The 14,055-nt window shown below is 72.8% G+C and carries 14 protein-coding genes; 4 read left to right on the forward strand and 10 right to left on the reverse strand.

Going from position 1 to position 14,055, the window contains the following annotated elements; translation table 11 throughout:
• Window positions 1–266 precede the first annotated feature (266 nt).
• The 3 genes from ACFVYI_RS11685 to ACFVYI_RS11695 all read right to left on the reverse strand — a co-directional run bounded on the left by ACFVYI_RS11685 (window position 267) and on the right by ACFVYI_RS11695 (window position 2,185).
• Complete coding sequence (locus ACFVYI_RS11685) at window positions 267–1,073, reverse strand: DUF3710 domain-containing protein (protein WP_387883699.1); 807 nt, start codon at window positions 1,071–1,073, stop codon at window positions 267–269.
• 69 nt (window positions 1,074–1,142) lie between these two features.
• Window positions 1,143–1,610, reverse strand: coding sequence for a dUTP diphosphatase (dut, locus tag ACFVYI_RS11690; protein WP_387883701.1), 468 nt, complete (start codon window positions 1,608–1,610; stop codon window positions 1,143–1,145).
• The gene (locus ACFVYI_RS11695) at window positions 1,607–2,185 is read right to left on the reverse strand and encodes a PaaI family thioesterase (protein ID WP_387883926.1); all 579 of its coding nucleotides are present in this window, start codon (window positions 2,183–2,185) and stop codon (window positions 1,607–1,609) included. Before ACFVYI_RS11695 ends, dut begins: the two co-directional genes overlap by 4 nt.
• Window positions 2,186–2,320: 135 nt before the next feature.
• Between ACFVYI_RS11695 and ACFVYI_RS11700 the strand changes: the two genes are divergently transcribed.
• The gene (locus ACFVYI_RS11700; protein ID WP_387883704.1) at window positions 2,321–2,770 is read left to right on the forward strand and encodes a DUF3093 domain-containing protein; all 450 of its coding nucleotides are present in this window, start codon (window positions 2,321–2,323) and stop codon (window positions 2,768–2,770) included.
• 371 nt (window positions 2,771–3,141) lie between these two features.
• On the opposite strand, the gene ACFVYI_RS11705 is transcribed toward ACFVYI_RS11700, so the two are convergent.
• The 4 genes from ACFVYI_RS11705 to ACFVYI_RS11720 form a co-directional block, all read right to left on the reverse strand.
• Window positions 3,142–3,441 (reverse strand): DUF4193 domain-containing protein, encoded by a 300-nt coding sequence (locus tag ACFVYI_RS11705; protein ID WP_280668631.1) that lies wholly within the window; start codon window positions 3,439–3,441, stop codon window positions 3,142–3,144.
• 503 nt (window positions 3,442–3,944) lie between these two features.
• Window positions 3,945–4,928 carry an acyl-ACP desaturase gene (locus tag ACFVYI_RS11710; protein WP_387883707.1) on the reverse strand — a complete coding sequence of 328 codons (984 nt, stop codon included), beginning with the start codon at window positions 4,926–4,928 and terminating at the stop codon, window positions 3,945–3,947.
• Between the two features lie 255 nt (window positions 4,929–5,183).
• Window positions 5,184–6,497 (reverse strand): sensor histidine kinase, encoded by a 1,314-nt coding sequence (locus ACFVYI_RS11715; protein ID WP_387883710.1) that lies wholly within the window; start codon window positions 6,495–6,497, stop codon window positions 5,184–5,186.
• 104 nt (window positions 6,498–6,601) lie between these two features.
• Window positions 6,602–7,255, reverse strand: coding sequence for a response regulator transcription factor (locus ACFVYI_RS11720; protein WP_329489897.1), 654 nt, complete (start codon window positions 7,253–7,255; stop codon window positions 6,602–6,604).
• A gap of 468 nt (window positions 7,256–7,723) precedes the next feature.
• Between ACFVYI_RS11720 and ACFVYI_RS11725 the strand changes: the two genes are divergently transcribed.
• A complete protein-coding gene (locus ACFVYI_RS11725; RefSeq protein WP_030301315.1) occupies window positions 7,724–7,909 on the forward strand; it encodes a hypothetical protein in 186 nt (61 codons plus the stop codon).
• Between the two features lie 198 nt (window positions 7,910–8,107).
• Here the strand turns inward: ACFVYI_RS11725 and ACFVYI_RS11730 are convergent, their stop codons facing one another.
• Window positions 8,108–8,944, reverse strand: coding sequence for an inositol monophosphatase family protein (locus ACFVYI_RS11730; RefSeq protein ID WP_387883928.1), 837 nt, complete (start codon window positions 8,942–8,944; stop codon window positions 8,108–8,110).
• Window positions 8,945–8,979: 35 nt separating this feature from the next.
• The gene (locus ACFVYI_RS11735; RefSeq protein WP_387883712.1) at window positions 8,980–10,122 is read right to left on the reverse strand and encodes a ferrochelatase; all 1,143 of its coding nucleotides are present in this window, start codon (window positions 10,120–10,122) and stop codon (window positions 8,980–8,982) included.
• 128 nt (window positions 10,123–10,250) lie between these two features.
• Between ACFVYI_RS11735 and ACFVYI_RS11740 the strand changes: the two genes are divergently transcribed.
• Together ACFVYI_RS11740 and ACFVYI_RS11745 are read left to right on the forward strand one after the other, a co-directional pair.
• Entirely contained in the window at window positions 10,251–11,507 is a 1,257-nt protein-coding gene (locus tag ACFVYI_RS11740) for an MFS transporter (protein WP_387883715.1), read from the forward strand.
• A 113-nt stretch (window positions 11,508–11,620) separates the two neighbouring features.
• Window positions 11,621–12,943, forward strand: a complete 1,323-nt coding sequence (locus tag ACFVYI_RS11745) for a D-arabinono-1,4-lactone oxidase (RefSeq protein ID WP_387883717.1) — start codon at window positions 11,621–11,623, stop codon at window positions 12,941–12,943.
• 53 nt (window positions 12,944–12,996) lie between these two features.
• Here the strand turns inward: ACFVYI_RS11745 and ACFVYI_RS11750 are convergent, their stop codons facing one another.
• Entirely contained in the window at window positions 12,997–13,896 is a 900-nt protein-coding gene (locus tag ACFVYI_RS11750) for a hypothetical protein (RefSeq protein WP_387883719.1), read from the reverse strand.
• Between the last annotated feature and the right edge of the window lie 159 nt (window positions 13,897–14,055).

Here is a 14,055-nt window from a genome sequence, read left to right on the forward strand (position 1 = left end):
GTTGACTTTTGGCACGCTGTTGAGTTCTCAAGGAACGGACACTTCCTTCGGACCGCCTTCCAGCGGGCCCTCCGGGCGCTTCGTTCTTTCGTGTTTGAAGCTTATCAGATGTTTTCCGCTCCGTTTTCCGGAGTTTCATTCATCGGATTCGCATTCCGCCGCCCCTCTCGGTGCGACTCCGGAACTGTACGGGGACCGGCCCGCCACATGCAAATCGCCCCCGCCAGGGGATCCGGGCGGGGGCGATCGAAGAGCGGTCGGCCTGCTCAGCGGACCTCGGTGATCTCCGGGCCGCGGGCGAACGGGTCGAGCGCGGCGCCGCCGAAGCGGCTGCTGTCGCCCTCGCCGGCAGCGGCGGCTGCCCCGCCACCGTCGGCCACCATCTGCGCGTCCTCGGGGAGCTTCAGCACGATCGGGTCGCGCGGCGCCATCGGGCTCTCGCCACGGACGACGACCGTCTGCTGGAAGACCTGCTCCAGGATCCCGGCCATCTCCGGCTGCACCGCGGCCTGGCCCGAGATCACACCGCGCAGGAACCAGCGCGGCCCGTCGCAACCGACGAAGCGCACCAACTGGACGCCCTGCGTGCCGTCCGGCAGCTGCACGGGGACCTGGGCCCGGAGGTGCCAGCCGAGCGGGCCCTCCTCCTCCTCGATGAGGCCGCCCTGCGAGGTGATGCCGTTGGCGATCTCCTCGCGGACCTCACCCCAGATGCCCTCGGACTTGGGAGCCGCGAAGGCCTGCAGCTGGATGGCGCTGTTGCCGAGGACCAGCGTCGCGGCCACGATCGCGTCCCCGGCCACCTCGACGCGCAGTTCCATGCCCTCGACACCGGGGACCAGCAGGCCCCCGAGGTCGACCCGGCCTTCCTCCGGCTGCTCCAGCTCGGAGTGGTCCCACGGACCGTCCGGACGCGGCGCCGGCGGCAGGCCGACCCGCTCCGCCGGGTCCAGCTCGGTCACGTTCTCGCTCTCGGCGGAACCTTCGACGTCATCGGCCGTCTCGTCGGCGCTGATGGCGTCGTCGGCGAGCTGCTCGACAGCGTCCTCGCTCTTCTGGCGACGACGGAACACGGTCACTGTCCTTCCCGGTCCAAGACCGATGCGAATACCTGCTCGGCTTCCTGCGAGGCCGCGGGCAGCCTAGACCGCGGCGTGGCCGCCGGTCGACCCGAACCCGCCCTCGGCTCGTGCCGACCCGGGCAGTTCGGCCACCTCGTGGAAGCGGGCCTTCTCGACCTGCTGGATCACCAGCTGGGCGATCCGGTCCCCTCGGCGGAAGCTGACGGCTTCGCGCGGGTCCAAGTTGACGACGATCACCTTGATCTCTCCACGGTACCCGGCATCGACCGTCCCTGGGGCGTTCACCAGAGCAACTCCGCAACGAGCTGCGAGCCCGGAGCGGGGGTGGACGAACGCCGCGTAGCCGTCCGGCAGCGCGATGGCGACGCCGGTGGGCAGGACGACCCGCTCGCCGGGGGCCAACTCGGCGTCGACGGTGGTCCGCAGGTCGGCACCCGCGTCGCCGGGCTGCGCGTACGCGGGCAGCGGCAGCTCGGTGTCGATTCGCCTGATCAGGACATCTACCGGCGGGCGGGGGGTACTGCTCAAGGGTTCACCTCAAAGGCTCGGGCGCGCTTCATCAGATCCGGGTCGTCGAGGACCTTCCCGATGTCCTCGGGACGACCGTTCTTGGTGAAGTGTTCCAGCTTCACCTGGATGAAGAGTGCCTGGGCGCGGACGGCGACCGGGCCGGCGGGCCCACCGATCCGCGCCTCGCCGGCGCTGTAGATCTTCCGGCCGTGCACTCCGGTGATCCAGGCGCGCAGGTGCAGCACGGAGTCGACCGGTACCGGGCAGAGGAAGTCGGTCTCCAGCCGGCCGGTGACGGCGGGGGCGTGCAGCAGCCAGTTCAGCGTGCCGAGCGTCTCGTCCATCGCCGTGGTCAGCAGGCCGCCGTGGGCGAGCCCGGGACCGCCCTGGTGGGTGGAGCGGACGGTGAACTCGGCGGTGACGTCGAGCCCCTGGCCGGCCACCGCGTCGATCTGCAGGCCTCCGGGGTGCTGCGGGCCGCAGCCGAAGCAGTGCTCGTAGTGCGAGCCGAGCCGGGTGCCCGGGGCCGGGGCCTGGGGGGCGCGCGGCGGCAGGACGGCGCCCGGCGGGGGCGTGGTCGGCGTCAGCGGCACGGTCGGCGCCGGCTGGGCGGACGGGGAGGCTGGGGCTACGGAACCGGTCACGGTGCCCAACCCTACCGACCGGTAGGCGGTCTGGGCCCGGGGGTGCCGTCCCGGGCGTCCCGTAACGGCGACCACAATGGGGGCATGTACGACGAACGCCTCACCGTGCCGCGCTCCTGGTGGTTGCTCCCGGTCGCGATCGGGCTCACGCTCGCGATGATCCTGCTGCGACTCAGCGCGGTGGGCGCGCTGGTCGGGCTGGTGGTCGGCATCGCCGCCGGCGCGGCCGCGATCAGCAGCTACGGCTCCGCCCGGATCCGCGTGGTGCAGGGCTCCCTGGTGGCCGGCCAAGCCCGTATCCCGGTCGACGCCCTCGGCGCCGCGCACCCGCTCAGCCCCGCCGAGGCGGTGGCCTGGCGCGGCCCGAAGGCCGATCCGCGCGCCTTCATGCTGCTGCGCAGCTACGTCCCGACCGCGCTGCGTGTCGAGGTCAGCGACCCGGCCGACCCGACGCCCTACCTCTATCTGTCCACCCGCTCGCCGATGAAGCTGGCCGAGGCCCTGGACGAGGCCCGCCGCAGCGCCCGCGCCTGACTCCCGGCCCGTCGCCCCGGGCCATCCCACCGGGCCGTCGCCGGAGCGGCGGCCCGGACGAACGTCCGGAGCGGGCCGGCGAGCAGCCCGGCGCGGCCCCCGGCTCCGGCACTGCGCCGGCAACGGGGGCGGAAAACGGAGAGGGACGGTTCCGCAGTGCGGGACCGTCCCAGATATCTCCGTACCGCACGAGGTGCTGCCACTTCGCGCGGTACGCGGTACTGCGCCGGAACGAGCCGACGCAGTACTGCCGGTGCGTCCGCCTCGACGGCCGCCGGTACTGCCGTCCGGCCCCGCTGCCCGGGGCCGGAAGGGGCGGTGTGCCGGTCCCGCGAGGTTCCGCGGGCCCGGGCCCATGGCCGCCCTGATACTCAGGCGCCGCAGTCCCGGCAGATCGGGTTGCCGTTCTTCTCGCTGTACAGCTGGCTGCGGTGGTGGACCAGGAAGCAGCTCATGCAGGTGAACTCGTCGGCCTGGCGCGGCAGCACCCGGACCGACAGCTCCTCGTTCGAGAGGTCGGCGCCGGGGAGCTCCAGGCCCTCCGCCGCATCGAACTCGTCGACGTCGACGGAGCTGGTGCTCTTCTCGTTCCGCCGAGCCTTCAGTTCCTCGATGCTGTCCTCGTTGAGGTCGTCATCGGTCTTGCGTGGGGTGTCGTAGTCAGTTGCCATGTTTTCGCTCTCCCCCTCCGGGTTGTGCGGTGTGTGCGGTATCTCCAGCGCACGTAACGCATGGGGGGTCGGTCTTGTGCCCGACCCGAGGCGGAGATTTTGCCTTACTTCAAGCCCTGTTACTCAATCGACACTCAGCCAGGGGTCCGTTGGGGTGATCCGATCGGGCGCGGGAGGCCTCACGCTGGGCCATCGCCGGCCTGCGATCGGGGCCGCTCGACGGACACGCTCAGTCATCGGAAGCCTTGCGGTTACTCGACCGTTCCCTTGCCCACCAGGGGACCCGGTCAATCCGCGCGAACGGTTCCGGCCTCGAACTTCATCACGGACTGCAACCGAAGCACCGTTCACCATGATCACGCTCCGAGGTCGCCCCACCCCACGGAGCGACACGGTGTGACCTTGCTCACGTTCCGAATCTTCCGGGGCAAACCACGGAAAATCCACCCAACAGGAACGGCCGGATCCCTCGCCCGGCGCGCCCTGCGGTTCGTGTCCGGGTCCTACTGGGCGGCCTTCCGCGCGGCCCGGCGGGCCAGCAGCGCGGCCTGCCGCTCGTCGAACTTGGTCGCCTGCGCGTCCAGCCCACCGAGGAAGGCGCCGAGCTCGTCCTGGGCCCGCAGGCCCTCCGGGCCCAGCCCGCCGACCTCCATGACCTTGAGGTGGCGCAGCACCGGCTGCAGCACGTCGTCGTGGTGGATGCGCAGGTTGTAGACGCCGCCGATGGCGATCTGCGCGGCGGCCCGCTCGAAGCCGGGGATGCCGTGGCCCGGCATCCGGAAGTCGGTGACCACGTCGGCGATGGCGCGCATGGCCTGGTCGGGGGCGATCTCCAGGGCGGCCTTCAGCAGGTTCCGGTAGAAGACCATGTGCAGGTTCTCGTCGTTGGCGATCTTCGCGAGCAGCTGGTCGCAGAGCGGGTCGCCGGCGAAGTGGCCGGTGTTGCGGTGCGAGATCCGGGTGGCCAGCTCCTGGAAGGCCACGTAGGCGACCGAGTGCAGCATGCTGTGCGAGTTGTCGGACTCGAAGCCCTCCGACATGTGGCTCATCCGAGCCCGCTCCAGCTCGTTCGGGTCGACGGCCCGGGTGGCGAGCAGGTAGTCGCGAATGGCTATGCCGTGCCGGCCCTCCTCGGCCGTCCAGCGGTGCACCCAGGTGCCCCAGGCGCCCTCGCGGCCGAACATGGTCGCGATCTCGTGGTGGTAGCTGGGGAGGTTGTCCTCGGTCAGCAGGTTGACCACCAGCGACACCCGGCCGAGCGGGGTCACCCGGGACTGCTCCACCGACCAGGCCTCGCCGCCCAGCACGCCGTCGAAGTCGCGGCCCTGGCTCCACGGGACGAACTCGTGCGGCATCCAGTCCTTGGCGACCTTCAGGTGGCGGTTGAGCTCGGTCTCCACCACCTCTTCGAGGGCCATGATCAGCCGCGCGTCGGTCCAGGCGCTCGAACCGAGCGGGGCGGTGCGCTGCACGGGGGCGATGGTCACGAGTCTTGCTCCAGGGGGACGGGCACGCGCGGGGCGGGCGCGTTGGGCGGGCACGTCGGGGACACCGAAGTCGGGACGCACTTACGGTTGCGTAACTTACGACACCGTAAGTTGCTCGGACCGGAAATGACAAGCCGCCCCCGCCAGGCCTTATGTCGTCTTGACGGGCCTGGCGGGGGCGGCGGAGTTGGTCAGCGCACGGAGCGCGGCCGGTGCGAGCGGCGCGGCGGGGGCGTGAGGGGCCTGTGGGGGTGCTCAGGCCCCCGGGATCCGGACCCGCATGGTGAGGCCGCCACCGGAGCGCGGGGTGGCCTCGATGGTGCCTCCGTGCGCCCGGACCACCGAGCGGACGATGGACAGGCCCAGCCCGACCCCCTTGTCGCTGCGGGTGCGGTCGGCGCCCTTGACCCGGCGGAACGGTTCGAAGATGTGCTCCAGCTCGTAGCCGGGCACCACCGGGCCGGTGTTGGACACCACCAGCTCGCCGCCGCCGGGCACCTCCGCGGTGCTGATCTCGACCCAGCCGCCGGCGGTGTTGTAGCGCACGGCGTTCTGCAGCAGGTTGAGCGCGATCCGCTCCAGCAGCACGCCGTTGCCGGCGACCACGGCCGGGTTCAGGGTCGCGCGCAGGTCGACCTCGCGCCGATCGGCCTCGGCGCGGGTCTGCACCAGGGCCCGGGTGGCGACCTCGGAGAGTTCCACCGGACGGCGGTCGGTGAGTTCGTTGTCGCTGCGGGCGAGCAGCAGCAGGCCCTCCACCAGCTGCTCGCTGCGCTCGTTGGTGGCCAGCAGGGTCTTTCCGAGCTGCTGGAGGTCGGGCGAGGCGCCGGGGTCGGAGAGCTGGACCTCCAGCAGGGTCCGGTTGATCGCCAGCGGGGTGCGCAGCTCGTGCGAGGCGTTGGCGACGAAGCGGCGCTGGGAGTCGAAGGAGCGGTCCAGCCGGTCGAGCATGTCGTCGAAGGTGTCGGCGAGCTCCTTGAGCTCGTCGTCCGGCCCGTCCAGCTCGATCCGCCGGTGCAGGTCGGAGGAGGCCACCTCGCGGGCGGTGCGGGTGATCCGCCCGAGCGGGCGCAGCACCCGGCCGGCCATCGCGTAGCCGGCGGCGAAGGCGATCACGGCGAGGCAGACCAGCACCGTGAGGGCCTTGCGCAGCAACGTGTTGAGCGCCGAGTTGGAGGCGATGTCGTGCCGGTTGGCGAGGTACTGGTTGAACTGCTCGCTGGTCATCGGCACGCCGTTGACGGTGATGTCCTTGCCGAACAGGAAGGGCGGCGGCTGGACGTCGTGCAGGGCCTGGCGGACGAAGAAGTACATCAGCAGCAGCAGGACGACGCCGGCCATCAGGAACATCCCGCCGTAGAGCAGGGTCAGGCGGATCCGGATGGTCGGGCGGAACGGCAGCCAGGCGAGCATCCCGTCGCCGGGCACGTAGGTGTCGTGCGACGCGTGGTGCAGCCGGGGCTCGCGCGGCGGGTCCACGGGCTTCGGCGGTACGGACCGGGGCGGCACGGCGCGCGGGCCGCCGGCGGGCGCGCCGGAGGGCCCGCCGGCCGGGGGCGGGGTGGTCATGATCGTCCTCTCGGGGCGCGTCCGCCGGGGCGGGCGCGTGGTGGGTGGGGTCCGCCGGAGCCCCGCGGGGCCCGCGGGGTCGCGTGGATCCGGCCGGACCCGGGTCAGATCCGGTAGCCGGAGCCCGGCACGGTGACGATCACCGGCGGGTCGCCGAGCTTGCGGCGCAGCGTCATCACGGTGACGCGCACGACGTTGGTGAACGGGTCGGTGTGCTCGTCCCAGGCCTTCTCCAGGAGCTGCTCGGCGGAGACGACGGCGCCGCCGGCCCGCATCAGCACCTCCAGGACGGCGAACTCCTTGGGAGCGAGCTGGACGGGCCGCCCGTCGCGGATCACCTCGCGGCGGCCGGGGTCGACCGAGATGCCGGCGCGCTCCAGGACCGGCGGCAGCGGGACGGTCGCCCGGCGGCCCAGCGCCCTTACGCGGGCGACGAGTTCGCTGAAAGCGAACGGCTTGGGGAGGTAGTCGTCCGCGCCGATCTCCAGGCCCTCGACCCGGTCGCTGATGTCGCCGGAGGCGGTCAGCATGATCACCCGGGTGGCCAGGCCCTGGTCGACCACGCTGCGACAGACGTCGTCCCCGTGGACCAGTGGCAGGTCGCGGTCGAGAACGACCACGTCGTAGTCGTTGACCGCGATGCGCTGGAGCGCGGCCTCCCCGTCGTACACCACGTCGACGGCCATCGCCTCGCGGCGCAGGCCGGTAGCGACAGCCTCGGCGAGCAGCTGCTCGTCCTCGACGACGAGAACCCGCACGGTCGTTGTCCCTTCTCCAGGCCGGCCCCGGAAGCGGACGCACGGCTCCGACGGTGCCTCCATCCTGCCTGGTCATGCGGTAAAGCAGCGATAAGCTGCCCCGGAGGCAGGACCGCGAGGGTGCCCGGCCACCGCCGCCGGTGACGGCCTCCCCCGCGATTCGTGCCGGGAACACTCCGCTTGGACTGTGACACAGGCAACTTTCTCGCCCGGAGAGGTTTCCCCGCCCGGGGGCGGGGGAGGACAGGTGCACACCCGCGATCTGGCTGATGGCCGATCGCACCCACCCGCCGTGCGTTCATCATCCGCGCCGGCCCTGGGGCTGGGGCGTCACCGGGAGCGGCCGAGGGCCGTCTCCGCGCCCGTCCGGAGATCACGACCTACCGGATCGGACGCTTCCGCTGGCTACCACGATCCTGGGGCGGGGGACGCACGAACGTGCACGTCCGACACAGTAAGGGGGCCCGTATGGACGCCTTCACCGCCGGAATCCTGCAGCGCATAGCCAACGCCGAGCAGGACCTGCACCGCGCGATCGAGGCCGGGGACGAGTTCCTCGCCGAGGTGGAGCAGTCCGAGCTGGACGACCTCCGCCGGCTCGCCGCCGAACACGGCGTCGACACGGTGCTGGAGCGCCACCGCACCGCTGCCTGATCCGCCCGACCTGCCCGACCCGACGCCGGACTCCGGCACCAGCGGCCCTGCGGGGGCCGTGCGAAACCTCAAGCCCTGGCACTCCCCGTATGCCAGGGCTCTTCGCTGCCCGGACAGGCTCTCGCGCGATCGCCTCCGGGCACCGGGCCGCGAACACCGGTGGGCCGGGTTCCGTACGGAACCCGGCCCACCGGTGTTTCAGTCGGCCCAGGCGCGCAGTCGCGCCAGCCGCTCCTGGAGCGGCTCGTAGACGCCGGGCGCGGCCGCGACGGTCAGCTCGCCGTCCGGCCCCCGACCGGGGCGGCCGCCGACCAGGGCGCCGGCCTCGGTCGCGATCAGGCAGCCCGCCGCCCGGTCCCAGGGGGCCAGCCCGCGCTCGTAGTAGCCGTCCAGGCGCCCGGCCGCGACGTCGCAGAGGTCCACCGCGGCGGCCCCGCCCCGACGGACGTCGCGGACCTCCGGCATCAGCGCCAGCAGCACCTCGGCCTGCCGGACCCGCACCGACTGCACGTAGTTGAACCCGGTGGCGATCAGCGCCTGCCCCCACGTCGGGGCCGGGCGGGCCGTCACCGGCCGGCCGTCGAGCCGGGCGCCGCGCCCCAGCACCGCGTGGAAGAGTTCACCGCGCTCCGGGGCGTACACCACGCCGACGACCGCCCGGCCGTCCAGCTCGGCGGCCACGCTGACGGCCCAGGAGGGCAGTCCGTAGAGGTAGTTGACCGTGCCGTCGAGCGGGTCGACGACCCACCGGACGCCGCTGGTGCCGAGCCGCTCGGCCCCCTCCTCGCCGAGGTAGCCGTCGTCCGGGCGGCGGGTGCCGATCAGTTCCAGGACGAGCTTCTCGGAGGCGAGGTCCATTTCGGTGACCACGTCGACCGGGCTGCTCTTGGTGCCCGCCACGCCCAGGTCGGCGGGCCGCTTGTCGCGCAGCAGGGCACCGGCCCGGCGGGCGGCGTCCAGGGCGACGTCGAGCAGTTCGTCGAGCAGGGCGTCGGACGGGGCCGCGGGCAGGGCGTCGCGGGGGTCGTCGGACAGTCCGGGGCTGGGCACGGGATCTCCTCGGGGCGGGGTCAGCGCTCGGCGGCGGCCGGGCGGGGGGCGCGCGGGTTCGGGCAGCAGGCCACCGCGCACACGTCGTGGCCGGGGCCGAGCGCGCCGAGGGCGCAGCGGGTCACCGGCGCGCCCCGCTCGGCGGCGGCCCGCTCCAGGACCAGCTCCCGCACGGCGGCGGTGAACCGGGGATCGGCACCGACGGTGGCCGCGCGGGCGACGGGCAGCCCGAGTTCGGCGGCCTTGGCCACCGCCTCGGTGTCCAGGTCGTACTTGACCTCCATGTGGTCGGAGACGAAGCCGATCGGGACCATCACGACGGCGGGCGCGCCGTCCGCGTGCTGCGCCTCCAGGTGGTCGCAGATGTCGGGTTCCAGCCACGGGGTCTGCGGGGCGCCGCTGCGGCTCTGGAAGACCAGCTCCCAGGGCCGGTCGGCGACGCCGGTCCGCTCAGCGACGGCCGCCGCGATCAGCCGGGCGACGTCCAGGTGCTGGGCGACGTACGCGCCGCCGGGCCGGCCGCGGGCCGGATCGTCCGGGTCGCCGGAGGTCTGCGCCATGGCGTCCGGGACGGAGTGCGTGGTGAACGCCAGCCGGGCGCCCGCCCGCACCTCCTCGGGCAGCCGCGCCAGCGCGGCCAGGGTGGCGTCGATCATCGGCTCGACGAAGCCGGGGTGGTTGTAGAAGTGTCGGAGCTTGTCGACCCGCAGCTCCGGCAGCCCCTCCTCGGCCAGCCTGGCCAGCGCGTCGGCGAGGTTCTCCCGGTACTGCCGGCAGCCGGAGTAGCCGGCGTAGGCGCTGGTGGCCAGGACGGCGACGCGGCGGTGCCCGTCGGCGGCGAGCTCGCGCAGGGCGTCGGTCAGGTAGGGCGCCCAGTTGCGGTTGCCCCAGTAGACCGGGAGGTCCAGCCCGTGGTCGGCGAAGTCCTTGCGGAGCGCGGCCAGCAGCTCGCGGTTCTGCTCGTTGATCGGGCTCACGCCGCCGAACATGAAGTAGTGCTTGCCCACCTCCTTGAGCCGCTCCTTCGGGATGCCGCGCCCCCTGGTGACGTTCTCCAGGAAGGGGACGACGTCCTCGGGGGCCTCGGGCCCGCCGAAGGAGAGCAGGAGCAGGGCGTCATAGGGGGCGGCCCCGGAGGGGGACGGATTGCGCACGTCGGACATGCGACCGATCCTGCCATTGAGGGGCCGGAGCACGGTGGCGGGGCCGCACCGGGTGTCCGGAAAATACTGTTTGCCAAGGTACGTAAGCTGTGTAGTCCAGCCTCGTTCCTTACCCCCGCGGAGCTCCCGTGCTGTCCAGCTACCGCCAGATATTCGCCGCCCCCGGCAGTCTGGCCTTCTCGTCCACCGGGTTCATAGCCCGCCTGCCGATCTCCATGACAGGGATCGGCATCATCACGATGCTCTCCGAGCTGAGAGGCTCGTACGGCATCGGGGGGCTGGTGTCGGCTTCGCTGGCGATCTCGGCGGCGGTTCTGGGGCCGCTCGTCGCCTGGCTGGTGGACCGCCACGGACAGCGCCGGGTCGCCCTCCCGGCCGCCGGCCTGACCATCCTCGCCGCGACGGGGCTGTTGCTCTGCGCCCACTTCGACGCCCCGACCTGGACGCTGTTCGTCTTCGCGATCGGCATGGGCGTGATGCCGAGCACCGGGGCCATGGTCCGCGCGCGCTGGGCGCACCTCTATCGCGACGAGACGCCGAAGCTGCACACCGCCTACTCCTTCGAGGCCGTGGTCGACGAGGTCTGCTTCATCGTCGGCCCGGTCCTGGCCATCGGGCTCGCCACCTCGGTCTTCCCGGAGGCGGGCCTCCTGCTGGCCGGCGTCTTCCTCGCCGTCGGCGTCTCGCTGTTCACCGCCCAGCGGCGTACCGAACCGCCCCTCCAGCCGGCGCACGCCCGCACCGGCGGCAGCGCGATCCTCAACGGCGGCCTGGTCGTGCTGGTGCTGACCTTCATCGCCACCGGTGCGATCTTCGGCTCAGTGGAGGTGGTCACCGTCGCCTACGCCGACGCCCAGGGCCACAAGTCGGTCTCCAGCGTGATCCTGGCGCTCTGGGCGCTCGGTTCCTGCCTGACCGGGGTGGTGTTCGGAACCCTCAAGCTCACCGGATCGATGGCCGTCCGGTTCGTCGGCGGCGTGCTGTTCATGGCGGTCAGCATGGTGCCGCTGCTGCTGATCGCCGAATCGATGAGCGGGATCGGCGGGCTGGTCGCGGTCGGCGCCGCCCTGCTGGTCGCCGGCGTCGCCATCTCCCCCACCCTGATCACCGCGATGGCCCTGGTCGAGCGGCTCGTCCCGGCCGCGCTGCTGACGGAGGGCATGACCTGGACGACCACCGGGCTGGCCCTCGGCGTCGCAGCCGGGTCCGCGACCGGCGGCTGGGTGGTCGACGCGGCCGGGGCGGCCGCCGGCTACTGGGTGCCGCTGACCGCGGGGGCGTTCGGGGTGGTCACCGCACTGACCGGGCTGGGGCGGCTGCGTACGGGCCTGGCCGCCGCCGAGGCCGCGCAGCCGGCCGCCCGGACCGTAGACCTCGAACGGTGAACTGACTACTCTCCTCCCTACTCGCGGGGCCTACCCGCGGGTAGGGACACCTGGGGCGGCCGCACCGCCCCGGAGCGCGCCGACACGTTCGGCCACGGAGCAGGAGGCACCGCATGCCCCAGGCCAGTACCGCACCCCGTACCCGCTGGACCAACTGGGCCGGCAACCAGAGCGCCCACCCCGCCAAGGTGGTCACGCCCGGCACGGCGGAGGAACTGGCCAAGGAGATCACCCGGGCCGCGGAGCAGGGGCGCACCGTCAAGGCGGTCGGCTCCGGCCACTCCTTCACCGCGATCGCCTCGGCCGAGGGCGGCGTCCTGGTCCGCCCCTACGCGATGACCGCCGTCCGCTCCGTCGACCGCGAGGCCGGGACGGTCACCGTCGAGGCGGGCCTCCCGCTCGCCCGGCTCAACCGCCTGCTGGCCGCGGCCGGACTCTCGCTCACCAACATGGGCGACATCGAGGTGCAGACCGTGGCCGGCGCGACCAGCACCGGCACCCACGGCACCGGCCGGGACTCGGGCTCGCTCGCCGCCCAGATCCGGGCCCTGGAGATCGTCCTCGCCGACGGCAGCGTCCGGCACTGCTCGCCCACCGAGGACCCAGGGCTCTTCGCGGGCGCCCGGCTCGGCCTCGGCGCGCTCGGTGTGATCACCGCGGTGACCCTCGCCGTCGAACCGGCCTTCCTGCTCACCGCCCACGAGCAGCCGATGCGCTTCGACGAGGTGCTCGACCGGCTCGACGACCTCACCGCGGTGAACGAGCACTTCGAGTTCTACTGGTTCCCGCACACCGACCGCTGCTCCACCAAGCGCAACAACCGCAGCCAGGGGCCGGCCGCCCCGCTGCCCCGGTTCAAGGGCTGGCTGGAGGACGACTTCCTCTCCAACACGGTCTGGGAGGGCGCCTGCCGGGTCGGCCGGCACTTCCCCCGCAGCGTCCCGACCATCGCCTCGCTGGCCAGCCGCGCCTGGTCGGACCGCAGCTACACCGATGCCGCCCACAAGGTGTTCACCAGCCCGCGCAAGGTCCGCTTCATCGAGATGGAGTACGCGGTGCCGCGCGCGGCGCTCGCCGAGGTGCTGCGCGAGCTCAGGGCGATGATCGAGCGCTCCGACTGGAGGATCAGCTTCCCGGTCGAGGTCCGGTTCGCCCCCGCCGACGAGCTCTGGCTCTCCACCGCGAGCGGCCGGGACACCGCCTACATCGCCGTCCACCTCTACCGCGGCACGGCCGAGCAGGGCTACTTCACCGAGGTCGAGAAGCTGATGACCGCCCACCGGGGCCGCCCGCACTGGGGCAAGCTGCACACCCGCGACGCCGGCTACCTCGCCGAGGTCTACCCGCACTTCGCCGACTTCACCGCGCTGCGCGACGAGGTCGACCCGCAGCGGGTCTTCGGCAACGACTACCTGCGGCGGGTGCTGGGCGCCTGACCGGCGCCGTCCGCGCCGGGCCGGCGCGGGCGGCGGGTGTCAGGAGGCGGGTGTCAGCCGGCGGCCGACGACCCGCTCGGAGCGGCGGCCGCCGGGGAGGCCCCGGCCGGCGCTCCGCTCGGAGCCGGCGGCCGCGGGGTCGCCGACCCGGCGGGCTTCGAGGCGGTCCCGGCCGGCGTGGTCGGTTCGGTGGACGGCCCGGTCGACGGCCCGGTCGAGGGATCCGCCGACGGCGAGCCGCTCGGGCCCGCCGAGGGCGAGGCCTTGCCGCCGCTCCCCGCGCTCGGGCTCCCGCCCGGGGCGGCCGGCTCCGAGGCCGCCCCGCCGCTGCCGGCCGACGGCGAGGGTGAAGATCCGCCCGCGCCCTGCGACGGCCCGCCCGAGGGACCACCGGCCGGCCCGCCCGGGGGATCGCCCGCCGGCCGGTCCGACGGCTTGGGAGCGACCGTGCCGCCCAGCGACGTGCCACTGCCCGACTCCCCCTTCACCGTCGCCGACACCGGCTGCCCGGTCGCCAGCTCGAAGGCGAGTATCGGCGTCATCGCCAGCACGAAGACCAGCGCGGACATCGCCGCGTACGACTTCCAGGTCCAGCGCCGACGCGCCCGGACCACCTGCGGCTCGTTCCACTCCGGGGAGATCACCGGTGCCCGCGTGTCGGAATCCGGCACCTGGCGCAACCCGTTCACCGCCGGCCCGGGGCCGGTGCGGTCCACCGCCTCGCGCAGCTGCTCTCCGGTGCGCCGGAAGATGTGCTGGAACACCGCACCGCCGGTGGTCGCCCCGACGCTGACCACCGCCGCACCCAGAATGGTTCCGTAGACGCCGAGTTCGGAGGCGAGCAGGGCCCCCACCACGGTGGCCAGCGCACTCGCCGCGACCTGAGCCACACTCAGATCAATTCGCCTGCGACCTTCCTTGTCGCCCTCCTCGGCGGGCTTCTGCTCCGGCATCGACATCCCTCGGTCAGTACGACTGGTCTTCGAACAAGTCACTCCATCTTGCCCAAAGAAGGACACAAGGGTCGAAAATGCGGTTCTGTGCGGGAGATATATGTGAAGATGATCACCGTGCTTCGGCCGGCGGTCGGCCATTGGGGGTGCGCGCTCTTG

The organism is Kitasatospora sp. NPDC058218 (assembly GCF_042882445.1).
In the GTDB taxonomy this organism is placed as follows: Bacteria; Actinomycetota; Actinomycetes; order Streptomycetales; family Streptomycetaceae; genus Kitasatospora.

Coding starts and splice junctions, on each gene's coding strand:
- ACFVYI_RS11750 (WP_387883719.1), bottom strand. CDS start 13,896: ATGCCGGAGCAGAAGCCCGCCGAGGAGGGCGACAAGGAAGGTCGCAGG.
- ACFVYI_RS11700 (WP_387883704.1), top strand. CDS start 2,321: ATGTACGACGAACGCCTCACCGTGCCGCGCTCCTGGTGGTTGCTCCCG.
- ACFVYI_RS11715 (WP_387883710.1), bottom strand. CDS start 6,497: ATGACCACCCCGCCCCCGGCCGGCGGGCCCTCCGGCGCGCCCGCCGGC.
- ACFVYI_RS11705 (WP_280668631.1), bottom strand. CDS start 3,441: ATGGCAACTGACTACGACACCCCACGCAAGACCGATGACGACCTCAAC.
- ACFVYI_RS11735 (WP_387883712.1), bottom strand. CDS start 10,122: ATGTCCGACGTGCGCAATCCGTCCCCCTCCGGGGCCGCCCCCTATGAC.
- ACFVYI_RS11725 (WP_030301315.1), top strand. CDS start 7,724: ATGGACGCCTTCACCGCCGGAATCCTGCAGCGCATAGCCAACGCCGAG.
- ACFVYI_RS11745 (WP_387883717.1), top strand. CDS start 11,621: ATGCCCCAGGCCAGTACCGCACCCCGTACCCGCTGGACCAACTGGGCC.